We start from the raw sequence: 12191 nt of genomic DNA, 5'->3' as shown, positions 1-12191 counted from the left end.
TTCGTATGCACGCGTCAGTTGGTGCCAATCTTCGCCAGCAGGTCGACGATGCGGGACTGCACCTCGTCGCTGGTGGAGCGCTCGGCCAGGAACAGAACGGTTTCGCCCGAGCCGAGCCCGGACAGTTCCGACTCGTGCAGACCGGTCGAGGTGTAGACGACCAGCGGCGTGCGGTTCAACTGGCCGTTCGCGCGCAGCCAGTCGATGATTCCGGCCCGTCGGCGGCGTACCTGCATCAGATCCATGACCACCAGGTTCGGCCGCATCCGGGTGGCGAGCTCGACCGCCTCGTTGTCGGACGCCGCCCTCGCGACCTGCATCCCGCGGCGCTCCAGCGTCTCCGTCAGCGCCACCGCGATCTCCTCGTGCTCCTCGATCAGGAGCACCCGCGGCGGATGCTGTTCGCTGTCGCGGGGGGCGAGCGCCTTGAGGAGTACGGCGGGGTCGGCACCGTACGCCGCCTCGCGCGTCGCCTGTCCGAGCCCGGCCGTCACCAGCACCGGAACCTCGGCGGCCACCGCCGCCCGGCGCAGCGACTGGAGGGCGGTCCGGGTGATCGGGCCGGTCAGCGGGTCCACGAAGAGCGCGGCGGGGAACGCGGCGATCTGGGCGTCGACCTCTTCGCGGGAGTGCACGATCACGGGGCGGTAGCCGCGGTCGCTCAGCGCCTGCTGGGTGGAGACGTCGGGCGCCGGCCAGACGAGCAGCCGTCGCGGATTGTCCAGCGGCTCCGGGGGGAGCTCGTCGTCGACGGGGCGGGGCTGCGGCCGATTGGCGACCTCGACCGCGCCACCGGGGCCGTCCAGCGGCTCCGGTCCTTCGGCGGCGCCCCTGTCGGGCGCCCCTATGGCGTACGCGCGCCCTGCGGCCACCGGGGTCGACAGCAGCTGACCGGACCCGGGGCCCTTCGTGGCGCCACCCTGCGTGGCGGCCGGTTCGGGGCCGGCCGGGGCGGCACCGGGCTGCGGCGGAACGGGCGGCGCCGGAGGCTCGGCCTCCGGCGGGGCGGCCAGCTTGCGGCGCCGCCCGCCGAGGCTCTGGTTCTGCTGGTGCGCGAGGTGCTGCGCGAACGGCACACCCTGCCCCAGCGTCCGCACGCTGAACGCACGGCCCTGGGTCGAGTCCGAGGACGCGGGCATCGGTGCTTCGGCGGGCAACGGCTGGCGCCGCACATCCTGTACGGGGGTCCTGGGGTCGGCGGGGTGGGGCGCGGCGGGCCGTGCGCTCTCCTGCGGCGGGACCGGTGCGGGGGCCGGGATGGCCCCGGTGGTGTGCGTGGTCCGGTCGCGGCCCGCCCAGGACTCGTCGTCGGGCGCGTTCGTGTCCCCCGCCAGTGCGGCCAGGCCCTGGCCCGAGGTGCCGTCCTGACCCCAGCCGGGGGGCGTGGACGCGTTGCCCGGCTCCTCCAGCGCGACGGGACGGCGCGCCCGGCGGCGGCTGGACGGTACGGGGTGCGCCTGCGGCGGTGTGTGGTCGGCGTCCGGCGTGGTCTGTACGGCGTCGTGGCGCTGGGGCGACGGTTCGCCCGCCGCCTCGGCCACGGGCGGAACCCGGTCCGCGTCGGCCGGCGGCAGCGCGAACGCGGTGCGCGGCCCCGTCGGCTCGGCCTGAGCGGCACGCTCCTGGGCGGCCGACAGCGCGCGTCGCGCCCGGCGCCCACCGGGCTGCGAGCCCTGGGCGTCGCCGCCCGAAGCGCCCGAAGGCCCGTCAGGGGAGGGCGGTGAGGCGAGGGCCGGAAGGGCCGGCTGGGGCTCTCCGTCCCGTCGCGCACGGTGGCCCGACGGCGAAACCGGCATCTGCGCGCCCGACGGCACGCCCTGCGGCGGCACGGTCTGCCCGAGCTGCGGACGACCCTGCGCACCCTCGGCCGCGGTCACCACGGACCCTTCGGAAGGGGCGGGAACCACGGAGGGACCCGAGGCAACAGCGGGCAACGCCAACGCCTGGCCCTGCTGGACCACCCCCCGAGCCCCCTGAGCCTCCTCCGGCTCCGGCAGATTCACCGCCCCCGTCTCCGCCGGGCTGGGGCGTCCGCGCCTGCGGCCGGAACCGCCGTTCGGCGCCCCGGGCCCCGGTTCCGCGAGCTGCGGCTGCTCCTCGGCAGCGGCTTCCGGCGCCGCCGTCCCGCGCCGGGCCCTGCGCCGCCCGGTCGGCTCCGCCGCATCGGTGTCCGTCGCCTCGGCGCCGCCCACAGGACTGTCCAGGAAGGCGTCGGTCGACGACCTGCGCGCTCTGCGCCGACCACCACTCGTAGCGCCCTGGCCCTGTAGGACGATCTCCTGAGCCGGCACGCTCTCCTGAGCCGGCACGCTCTCCTGAGCCGGCACGGCCTCCACCGGCGGGGGCACAACCGTGCCGGAGCCGGCTCCGAGCGGTACTTCGAGTACGTACGCACTGCCGCTCATCCCCGGCATCTCGTGCGTCTGGAGCACCCCGCCGTGCGCCCGTACGATCCCGCGCACGATCGGCTCGTGCACCGGGTCTCCCCCGGCGAACGGCCCGCGCACCTCGATCCGTACGACGTCACCGCGCTGCGCGGCCGCCACGACGACCGTCGAATCGACGTAACCGCCGCCGGGCGTCAGGCGGGTCTTGCCCGTCGAGTCGACACCGGCGACGTCCGCGACCAGGTGGGCGAGCGCCGTCGCCAGCCGCCCCGGGTCCACCTCGGCCTCGATCGGCGGGGCATGCACCGCGAACTGCGCGCGCCCCGGCCCGATCAGCTCCACCGCGCCGTCGATACCGGCCGCCACGACACCGTCGAGCAGTACGGGGACCTTGGCGAGACCCTCCGTACCCGAGTCCAGACGCTGGTACCCCAGCACGTTGTCGACGAGGGTCGTCATCCGGGCGTAGCCCGCGGCCAGGTGGTGCAGGATCTGGTTGGCCTCCGGCCACAGCTGGCCGGCCGGATCGGCGGCGAGCGTGGACAGCTCACCGCGCAGCTCCTCCAGCGGGCCGCGCAGCGACTCGCCGAGTACGGCGGTCAGCTGGCCCTGCCGGGAGCTCAGTCCGGTGACCAGGTCGGTCTGCTTCTCCAGCTCGGAGGCGTACCGCTCCGTGCGGTCGGCGAGTTCGGCCGCGTGCCGCTCGGTCAGCTCGGCGAGCTCCGCGGCGTGGGCCTCGGTGAGCCGGGTGACCTCGGCGGTGTGGCTCCCGGTCAGTTCGTCGACCTCGGTCGTGTGCTGCTCGGTGAGCTCCTCGTACGGCCTGCGGTCGGTGAACGTCATCACCGCACCGACCAGCTGGTCCCCGTCCCTGACCGGTGCGGTCGTCAGATCGACCGGCACCTGCGCGCCGCTCCTGGACCACAGCACCTGCCCGCGCACCCGGTGCTTGCGCCCGGACTTGAGGGTGTCGGCGAGTGGGGACTCCTCGTACGGGAAGGGCTCGCCCTCCGCACGCGAGTGAAGGACCAGCGGGTGCAGTTCCTTGCCGCCGAGGTCGCTGGCGCGGAAGCCGAGTATCTGGGCGGCGGCCGGGTTGACGAGGACGACGCGGCCGTCCGTGTCCGTACCCACGACGCCCTCGGACGCGGCCCGCAGGATCATCTCCGTCTGGCGCTGCGAACGGGCCAGTTCGGCCTCGGTGTCGACGGTGCCCGACAGATCGCGTACGACCAGCATCAGCAGCTCGTCGCCGGTGTAGCTGGAGTGGATGTCGTTGTACCCGGCCTGGCCGCTGTCCAGGCTCGCGCTGGTGATCTCCGCCGGGAATTCGATGCCGTCGGTACGCCGCGCGGTCATCCGCGTCGGCTTGGTCCTGCCCTGCTCGTCCGCAGCCTCCGGCCGACGCATCGACCCCGGGATCAGCTTGGAGTCGAACTCCGGAAGCAGATCGAGCAGTCCGCGCCCGACGAGCGCGGTGCCCGGGGTCTCGAACATTTCGAGGGCGATGGTGTTGGCGTTGACGACCGTGCCGTTGCAATTGACGAGCAGAAGCCCGTCCGGAAGGGCGTCGAGTATGGCTGCGAGGCGAGCAGCGCCTCGGGATGGCCTGCTGCTCACGACGACGCTTCCTCCCTGATTACCGCACCTTGCCGACAGCGGGCCCCATCCTGCCCCTCGGGCCGCAGGCTGTCACTGGAGGAGTCTAAAGGCAGGGGAGGGCAGCGGGGCGGCCTATGAGGGGGAGCTCTCACCAAGGTTCTGTGCGAGCCGTGTACGCCGGGGGCGTGACCTGTGACCGTCCGCGCACCGTGTGACGTGCGCGGACACCGGGCGGCCGGGCCGGCGGGAGGGCCTGCGGGAGGGCTGTCAGACGGTGGGCAGGACCGGAATCAGGTTGTTCCAGCGTGAGATCTCGCAGCCGTTCACCCGGTTCAGATACGCGGAGAAGTCCTGCCCCTGCCAGGTCCCGACGATCCGCGCGGTGGCCGGACCGCCGTGCATCTGGGTGCACATGGCGTCCTTGGGCGTCGGCAGGAACGGGTTCTCGCCCGCGGCCTCCGCTTCCGCCAGCCGGCCGCAGGCCGCCTGTGCCTTCGCGTGGGTGCCGCCCGCCCTGTCGGGCCCGCACAGGAGCTCGAAGGTGCCGTCGGCCGCCGGGTCCCCGGAGTCCGTGACGGTCACGGTCATCCGCATCCCGGCATCCTGGCCCCCACGGCTCCACGGGTCCTGCGGGTCGTTCTGCGGGAAGTCGTTCTGGAGGAACACCGGCAGCGGCAGCAGCGGCAGCAGCGGTACGGGGACCGGGGCCACGGCGATCGCCGCCGGCGCGGCGGCGGCGAGTGCGGCGAGAGAGGCGACAGCGGTGACGGCGAGACGACGCAGCATGCGGGGCTCCTGTGCTCTGGACACGACGTGCGGCGGACGGGAGGGGGCGGCGCCCCCTCTCCCTATAACGCTCCGCACGCCCCGACGATGCGCAACCGCAGCGGTGCTTTGCCCTGGCACCCGCATGCCTAGTACGGTGGGCGGCGATTGGTGACAGCGCGCTCGACTGTGTCATCATCTGCAACGCACCACCCGCGCTCGCGCGGGGTGTGCTGGAGGCGTCGCCTAGTCCGGTCTATGGCGCCGCACTGCTAATGCGGTTTGGGTCTTAAAGCCCATCGAGGGTTCAAATCCCTCCGCCTCCGCTCTCACCCGAAGCCCCGTGCCCCTGGCACGGGGCTTCGGTCGTCTCCGGCCGCCGATGGCTCCGTACGGGTGAAGGACGACCCGCCCCGCAAGGGTCCCGAGACGGCGTTTCCGCAGCTCAGGGCTGGTGGAGCTAATGGATTTCGCGTGACGGCGCAGGTCATGTAATGTTGTTCTCGCAACGCCGACGGGGCAGAAAAGCCCGGGAGGCAAGCCAGCGGGTCACACCAACGGCAGGCACTCGTAGCTTAACGGATAGAGCATCTGACTACGGATCAGAAGGTTGCAGGTTCGAATCCTGCCGAGTGCACAGCAGGCGAAAGGCCCCCAGGAGAAATCCCGGGGGCCTTTCGCGTTGCCCGTACAGCAGCGGAGTACAGCAGCGGAGTACAGCAACCGCGTCAGCCGGTACCGCCCATCGCGTCCGACAGCCGACCAATCGCGTCGTCGAGCAGGTCGAGGGTGGCCCAGGCCGGGGGCGGTGAATCGGGCCCGTCGGGTCCGTCGAAGCGGATCACGGCGTGGAGGTGGACCGCGCAGCGCTTTCGGTATTCGGCGACCTTCCCGAAGGAGAGCCGGGATTGTTCGCGGGCTGCCATTTGAGTGGATCCCGATCGCGGACATCCGAGGCATGATCGACCGCCGTGAGATCGTCAGCAGTGGATCTCTCGTGGCGTGCTGTACGTGCTCATGGATGAGGCGATCCGCTGACCTCGCGGGGAGTTGACAGCGGGCCTCCCGATTGATCGTCACCCCTGTTAGTGGGTGGGCGGTCATGTCCTCGACACGGGCTTTGGGTCACCGTGTCGAGGACGATCAGTCTCACTGCCTAATAGTGATCGTACCGAGACGGCGAGTAGACCTCGCCTTCCAGGACGACGCCACTGACCGCACCCACGGTGGGGTTGTTCGACTCATGTGTGAGCTGCGTCTCCCACGCATCCCAATTCCCTGCGATGTCCTGATTGACCGTCTGCGATCCCGCCGGCTGCTGTGGCTGTTGGTCAGGAGCGTCCTCGGCTGCATGGGAGCCAGCCCTCTCGCCCTGCTTACGGTGGCGCCCCTTGGATGCGGCACCGCCATTTCCGCGCAGCATCCCCTGCGTGGACAACTCCTTCAGCCGCGCTACGACGCTTGCCACGTCGGTGCCGATCTGCGCAGCCAGCACATGCAGATCGACCCCCTGGCTCCAGCCGGTACCGAGGGCAGCATCCAGGTCTCCCGACCACTCGGCGGCCGGACGGTTCTCGTCGGAAGCCGTCTGGCCGTCGAGCATGTCGCCAGCAACGATCCGCGCATTACTCTTGCCCACCTCGCGGCGTGCTGACCTCACCTCACGCTCAGGCAGGCCCAACAGGTCGGCTGCGGACCTGTCCCGCCCCACTGTGACGGCAAACGCTGCCAGTAGACGGCTGCGGTACAGCTGCGCCTCTCGTAGCGCTTCTTCCACCAATCTGACCCGTTTGTCATGCAAACAGAATTCTTCCGCTAGGACTTTGTGCTGACTCCAGGACTGCTGCGGATCCATGATTGGAACAACGTTTCTTTTGTTGGAATGTGCTGGTCAACAGCGGATTGTCACTCGAAAGGCCCAGTGATCACGCCAGACGGATTTTCTGTGGCACTGTGCTTGCGCCCGCGAATGATCGCGCGAGTCCGATCCGGGCTGTTTATCAAATCAACGACCCTCGTCATGTCTGTCAGAGGTCTTTTCGAAGGGCGCGAGCGTCCGCCATTGGGTGACCGGGAGGACTTCCCGGAGACGGGACTCGAAGACGACAGCTACGGGCTCTCGCCGGTGAGGCGCCAGTTCGTCGTGGAACTCGCGTAGGCGCCAGGCCACCCGCTCGGACGCCACCGATGATGCGGGTTCCAGTGCCCCCGTCGTGGTCCGGTACAGCAGCGCAGTACCGCAACCACAGCAACCGTCCTCGTCCGTTACCGACTCTGATCGGTGGCGTCGTACGTCAGGCGGGCCTGTTCGACCTTGGGCAGGTTGGTGGTTGCCCAGGTGGCCAGGGTGGCGAACAGGGGGGCCAGGCTGCGGCCCAGTTCGGTGATCTCGTACTCCACGCGCGGGGGGACCTCGGGGTAGTACGTGCGCTCCACGAGGCCGTCGCGTTCGAGTTGGCGCAGGCGTTGGGTCAGCACCTTGGGGGTGATGACGCCGATGCGGCGTTCCAGTTCGACGAAGCGCTGGCGGCCGTACTCGTTCAGATTCAGCAGGATCGGTGTGGTCCAGCGGCTGAACACGATGTCGATGACAGGGCCAACGGGGCAGCTGAGCGGGCTCACCGCCGTGAGCGCGGGGTGGGCTTCGTCCACAGTCATGCGTCGTTCCCTTCGAGTCGCAACGTGATCCAGTGGACGCTGTCGCCCGGCAGCAGCTGATAGCGCTCGGTCTCGACGAACCCGTGCTTCAGCGCGAACCGCAGGCCGTCCGTGTCGGAGGCCAGGACCACCGTCTCGATCACCTGGGCGCCGAGGGTGTGTGCCTGCTTCAGAGAGCGTTCGTAGAGCTCGGTGCCGAAGCCCTGGCCGCGGTGGGCGGTGAGTACGCGGGCGATGACGGTCACTGTGGAGGAGTCGTCCGCCGGTGGACGTACGGTCGTGCAGCCCACGAGGACGTCGTCGAGGTATGCGACCTCCAGGTGGTTGCGCAGGGCGCGTTCCCGCACGTCGTCGAGCGACAGGGCGTGGGCCGGGATGATCACGTTGTGGGCGTGCTGCCAGTCCTTGAGCATGGCGTCGCCGACGGGCTGTTCGATACGGAGGCCGGTCATCGCAACAGGATGCACCACCCGTGGCGCCCGTACCGTGGGTGCGCTGATGTTTCTGTGGAGTGCGGGGGTTGCGCGTGGGATGGCGGTGCACCGGTCTGCGGTGGCCCGATGACGGGCCCGAGCTGGGGTGGCAGAAGGATGGTGTGACCGCTGTTCGGCGGGTGAGTGTCCTTTCGTATGGGAAGGAGCTCGGGTTCCGGGCCGTTGGGGAGCGGCACTGTGTCGGGGCGCGGGGCAACGTCTGTCCGGTGGCGGCCGTGGTGCCGGCGCGCAGTACGGGGGCGCGGTGTCCGGAGTGCGCGCGGCTGGACCGGGCGCATTCGGTCGCGGCCGACACGATCGCCGACGACCCGCGGACGTACCGCGTCTATGTCGCCTGGTTCGGGCCCGGGATGGTCAAGGTCGGGATCACCTCAGAGGAGCGGGGTGCGGCGCGGCTGCGGGAGCAGGGGGCCGTGGTGTTCAGCTGGCTGGGGCGCGGGCCGCTGATGGCCGCGCGGCGCACGGAGGAGCTGCTGCGGGCCGCGCTCGGAGTGCCGGACCGGATTCCGTACGCGAGGAAGAGAGCTGTGCGCGCCGTGCTGCCGGGGGTTGAGGAGCGGGCCGCTGAGGTGGCTGAGTTGTACGGGCGGGCCGCGGCGCTCGAAGGGGGCGGGTGGCCGGAGTCGTTGGAGCGTCTGCCGTTCGAGGCCGTCGACCATGGTGCGGTGTTCGGGCTCGGCGGGACGGTCGAGGTGGCGCGGGCGGTGACCGGGCTGGTCGACGGGGGTGTGGTGGCCGGGCGGCTGGTGGCGGCGGCCGGGCCGGATCTGCATCTGGAGACCGGGGCGGGGGGTGTCGTGGTGCTGGACACCCGGCTGGTCACCGGCTGGGAGCTCACGGGGGCCGACGCGGGGGCAGGGGTGAGTGTGCCCGTCGTCGATATCGGGGGTGGCGGGGTGCAGGACGGGTTGTTCTGAGAGGGTCGGGGAGGGAGTGAGAGGGGTGGGCAGGGAGTGAGCGGGGTGGCTGGTGTGAGTGGTGACAGCGCGGATGTCGTGCGGTTCTGGGAGCGGCTCGGGCTTCCCGGGATCATCGATGTCCATACGCACTTCATGCCGGAGCAGGTGCTCCGCAAGGTGTGGGCGTACTTCGACTCGGTGGGGCCGCTGACCGGTATGGAGTGGCCGATCGCCTACCGGCACGACGAGGACGAACGGCTCGCGCTGCTGCGGTCGTTCGGCGTGCTCCGGTTCACCTCGATGCTCTATCCGCACCGGGCGGGGATGGCGGCCTGGCTGAACGGCTGGGCCGCGGACTTCGCGGAGCGGGTGCCCGACTGTCTGCACACGGCGACCTTCTTTCCGGAGGAGGGCGTGGAGAGGTATGTGCGGGAGGCCGTCGAGGCGGGGGCGCGGGTGTTCAAGTCGCACCTCCAGGTCGGGGCTTACGACCCGAACGACCCGCTCCTTGAGCCGGTGTGGGGGCTGCTCGCGGAGGCCGGGGTTCCGGTGGTGATGCACTGCGGGTCCGGGCCGACGCCCGGCAAGTACACGGGGCCGGGACCGGTCGGCCGGCTGCTGGCGCGGCATCCGCGGCTGCGGCTCGTGGTGGCGCACATGGGGATGCCGGAGTACGCGGACTTCCTGGCGCTTGCGGAGACGTACCCCGAGGTGCGGCTCGATACGACGATGGCGTTCACGGACTTCAGCGAGGGACTCACCCCGTTCCCCGTCGGGGAACGGGGGCGGCTCGCGGATCTGGAGGACCGGATTCTGCTGGGCACGGACTTCCCGAACATCCCGTACCCGTACGTCCACCAGCTGCACGCTCTGGAGCGGCTGGAGCTGGGCGATGCGTGGTTGCGGGCTGTGTGTCATGGGAACGCGAGCGCGTTGTTCCGCTGAGGCCTTTCTCAGGGAATTCACAGGAACGGGCAAGAGCTCTCTCACGGGCGCCTTCCAGGGTGGAGGCATGACGATGACGACCTCGCCCCAGGGGCGTACCGAACTGCTCAGGCCGGACCGCAGTCCGGTCCGCGTACTCGTGGTGGACGACGAGGCTCCGCTCGCCGAGCTGCTCTCCATGGCCCTGCGGTACGAGGGCTGGGACGTGCGCAGTGCCGGGGACGGCGCAGGGGCCGTGCGCGCGGCGCGCGACTTCCGGCCCGACGCGGTCGTGCTCGACGTGATGCTGCCCGACATGGACGGGCTCGCCGTCCTCGGCAGGATGCGCCGTGAGCTCTCCGATGTGCCGGTCCTGTTCCTTACGGCGCGCGACTCGGTCGAGGACCGCATCGCCGGGCTCACCGCGGGCGGCGACGACTACGTCACCAAGCCGTTCAGCCTGGAGGAGGTCGTGGCGCGGCTGCGCGGGCTGATCCGCCGGTCCGGTACGGCCGCCGCGGCGCGGAGCGACTCCACGCTCGCCGTCGGTGACCTGGTGCTCAACGAGGACAGCCACGAGGTCAGCCGGGGTGAGCAGTCCATCCATCTCACGGCGACCGAATTCGAACTGCTCCGCTTCCTGATGCGCAATCCGCGCCGGGTGCTGAGCAAGGCCCAGATCCTGGACCGGGTGTGGAACTACGACTTCGGCGGCCAGGCCAATGTCGTCGAGCTCTACATTTCGTATCTCCGCAAGAAGATCGACGCGGGGCGCTCCCCGATGATCCACACCCGGCGCGGGGCCGGGTATCTGATCAAGCCCGGTGAGTAGGCGGGTGCGGCCGGCGGGCCGGCTGAGGCGGCCGTGGACGCTGCGGACCCGGCTCGTCGTGTCCGCCGTCTCGCTCATCGCGGTCGTGGCGGCCGTCATCGGCACGGTGACCGCCATCGCGTTCCAGAGCTATATGTACGGCAAGCTGGACGACCAGCTGCACTCCATCGCCGTACGGGCCGAACGGCCGCCCGGTTCGCCGCTCCCCATGGGGCTCCAGGGCACCGGGCCGCTGGGTTTCATCGGCGGGGGTGGCCAGCCCTTCGGTACGGTCGGTGCCGTTCTGGACGACGAGGGCTCCGTCACCGGCTCGAAGGTCGTCGAGGACAAGGGGCAGCGCGCCCAGGAAAGTTCGAGGGCGCTGACCGACGCCGAGTCGGACGCGCTGGTGGCAGCAGGTGCCGAGGCGGGCTCCGGGGTGCACGGCGTCGATCTGCCGGGCCTCGGCAGCTACCGCGTGGAGGCCGTCCCTACGTCCGACGGGACCACGATCCTCGTCGGCATTCCCGCCGACGAGGTGCGCAGTGACCTCACCGCCCTGATCCTCGTGGAGGTCTGCGTCACCGCGGCCGGACTCGTCGCCGCCGGGATCGCGGGCGCCGCCATGGTCGGCGTCGCCCTGCGCCCGCTGCGCCGGGTGGCCGCCACGGCGACCCGGGTCTCCGAACTCCCTCTGCACAGCGGCGAGGTGGACCTCGCCGAACGCGTACCGGACGCCGAGGCCGATCCCCGTACCGAGGTCGGACAGGTCGGTGCGGCCCTCAACCGGATGCTGGGGCACGTCGGTTCGGCGCTTGAGGTGCGCCAGGAGAGCGAGACACGGGTACGGCAGTTCGTCGCCGACGCCAGCCATGAACTGCGCACCCCGCTGGCCTCGATACGCGGCTACGCCGAACTGACCCGGCGCGGACGCGAGGAGACCGGCCCCGACACCCGGCACGCGCTGGGGCGTATCGAGTCGGAGGCACAGCGGATGACCGGCATGGTCGAGGACCTGCTGCTCCTGGCGCGGCTCGACGCGGGGCGCCCGCTCTCGTACGAGAGCACTGATCTGTCGCCGCTCGTCGTCGACGCCGTGAGCGACGCGCGTGCCGCCGGCCGGACCGGCGAGGCCGGTGCGTGGGACGACGAGCACCACTGGCGGCTGGAGCTGCCGGACGTTCCCGCGCCCGTACGGGCCGATCCGACCCGGCTTCATCAGGTGCTGGTCAACCTGTTGGCGAACGCCCGTACCCACACCCCGCCCGGGACCACGGTCACCGCGCGCGTCCGTGCGGCGGGCGCCGGGCATCCCTGGGTGACGCTCGAGGTGCAGGACGACGGGCCGGGCATCGCGGCCGACCTCCTGCCGCACGTCTTCGAACGGTTCGCGCGGGGCGATGCCTCGCGCTCGCGCAACGCGGGCTCCACAGGTCTCGGGCTCGCCATCGTGCAGGCCGTCGTCGCCGCGCACGACGGGCGGGTGGAGGTGCGGTCGGTGCCGGGGAACACGGTGTTCGCCGTGCGGCTTCCGGCCGATCCGGTGTACGCGGGGAACTAGGGCCTCTCGCCGCAGCTGTCCTGGCCTCCAGCGATCGTGGCTCACAGCACCGGCACAGGCTCAGCACACCGGTGTGACAGCGCGGTCGAC

Annotated in this window: 9 protein-coding genes, 2 tRNA genes and 3 pseudogenes; 7 read left to right on the top strand and 7 right to left on the bottom strand. The window is 71.0% G+C overall.

Translation table 11 applies throughout. The features are described from left to right. Positions 1–14: 14 nt before the first annotated feature. Both ACFT7S_RS14465 and ACFT7S_RS14460 read right to left on the bottom strand, forming a co-directional pair. Positions 15–4007 (bottom strand): PAS domain-containing protein, encoded by a 3993-nt coding sequence (locus ACFT7S_RS14465; RefSeq protein WP_382731184.1) that lies wholly within the window; start codon positions 4005–4007, stop codon positions 15–17. A gap of 249 nt (positions 4008–4256) precedes the next feature. Further along, positions 4257–4775, bottom strand: a complete 519-nt coding sequence (locus tag ACFT7S_RS14460) for an SSI family serine proteinase inhibitor (protein WP_382731182.1) — start codon at positions 4773–4775, stop codon at positions 4257–4259. 214 nt (positions 4776–4989) lie between these two features. On the opposite strand from ACFT7S_RS14460, the gene ACFT7S_RS14455 reads away from it, so the two are divergent. Next, positions 4990–5080 (top strand) — tRNA-Ser (locus tag ACFT7S_RS14455). A 238-nt stretch (positions 5081–5318) separates the two neighbouring features. Then, a tRNA-Arg gene (locus ACFT7S_RS14450) sits at positions 5319–5391 on the top strand. 127 nt (positions 5392–5518) lie between these two features. On the opposite strand, the pseudogene ACFT7S_RS14445 reads toward ACFT7S_RS14450, so the two are convergent. Further along, positions 5519–5698: pseudogene (locus tag ACFT7S_RS14445) on the bottom strand (replication initiator); the annotation flags it as partial. Between ACFT7S_RS14445 and ACFT7S_RS14440 the strand changes: the two are divergent. After that, a pseudogene (locus tag ACFT7S_RS14440) lies at positions 5683–5792 on the top strand (NUDIX hydrolase); the annotation flags it as partial. The pseudogenes ACFT7S_RS14445 and ACFT7S_RS14440 overlap by 16 nt on opposite strands. 118 nt (positions 5793–5910) lie before the next feature. On the opposite strand, the gene ACFT7S_RS14435 reads toward ACFT7S_RS14440, so the two are convergent. The 4 genes and pseudogenes from ACFT7S_RS14435 to ACFT7S_RS14420 form a co-directional block, all read right to left on the bottom strand. Next, entirely contained in the window at positions 5911–6609 is a 699-nt protein-coding gene (locus tag ACFT7S_RS14435) for a hypothetical protein (protein ID WP_382731179.1), read from the bottom strand. A gap of 150 nt (positions 6610–6759) precedes the next feature. After that, positions 6760–6972, bottom strand: a pseudogene (locus tag ACFT7S_RS14430) (hypothetical protein); the annotation flags it as partial. A 47-nt stretch (positions 6973–7019) separates the two neighbouring features. Further along, positions 7020–7412: a winged helix-turn-helix transcriptional regulator gene (locus ACFT7S_RS14425; RefSeq protein ID WP_382731178.1), complete on the bottom strand. Its 393-nt coding sequence runs from the start codon at positions 7410–7412 to the stop codon at positions 7020–7022. Further along, positions 7409–7864, bottom strand: a complete 456-nt coding sequence (locus tag ACFT7S_RS14420) for a GNAT family N-acetyltransferase (protein ID WP_382731176.1) — start codon at positions 7862–7864, stop codon at positions 7409–7411. The genes ACFT7S_RS14425 and ACFT7S_RS14420 overlap by 4 nt, the downstream gene beginning before the upstream one ends. Before the next feature lie 74 nt (positions 7865–7938). On the opposite strand from ACFT7S_RS14420, the gene ACFT7S_RS14415 reads away from it, so the two are divergent. The 4 genes from ACFT7S_RS14415 to ACFT7S_RS14400 all read left to right on the top strand — a co-directional run bounded on the left by ACFT7S_RS14415 (position 7939) and on the right by ACFT7S_RS14400 (position 12101). After that, positions 7939–8823, top strand: a complete 885-nt coding sequence (locus tag ACFT7S_RS14415) for a DUF2797 domain-containing protein (protein ID WP_382731372.1) — start codon at positions 7939–7941, stop codon at positions 8821–8823. A gap of 54 nt (positions 8824–8877) precedes the next feature. Then, the gene (locus ACFT7S_RS14410) at positions 8878–9750 is read left to right on the top strand and encodes an amidohydrolase family protein (RefSeq protein WP_382731173.1); all 873 of its coding nucleotides are present in this window, start codon (positions 8878–8880) and stop codon (positions 9748–9750) included. A 67-nt stretch (positions 9751–9817) separates the two neighbouring features. Next, a complete protein-coding gene (locus tag ACFT7S_RS14405) occupies positions 9818–10561 on the top strand; it encodes a response regulator transcription factor (protein ID WP_382731170.1) in 744 nt (247 codons plus the stop codon). 22 nt (positions 10562–10583) lie between these two features. Next, the gene (locus tag ACFT7S_RS14400; RefSeq protein ID WP_382731369.1) at positions 10584–12101 is read left to right on the top strand and encodes an ATP-binding protein; all 1518 of its coding nucleotides are present in this window, start codon (positions 10584–10586) and stop codon (positions 12099–12101) included. Positions 12102–12191 lie beyond the last annotated feature (90 nt).

Source organism: Streptomyces sp. NPDC057136 (genome assembly GCF_042670885.1).
Classification (GTDB): Bacteria; Actinomycetota; Actinomycetes; order Streptomycetales; family Streptomycetaceae; genus Streptomyces.
Note: the sequence above shows the minus strand (reverse complement) of the source record. Positions and strands in the feature narration are given on the sequence as shown.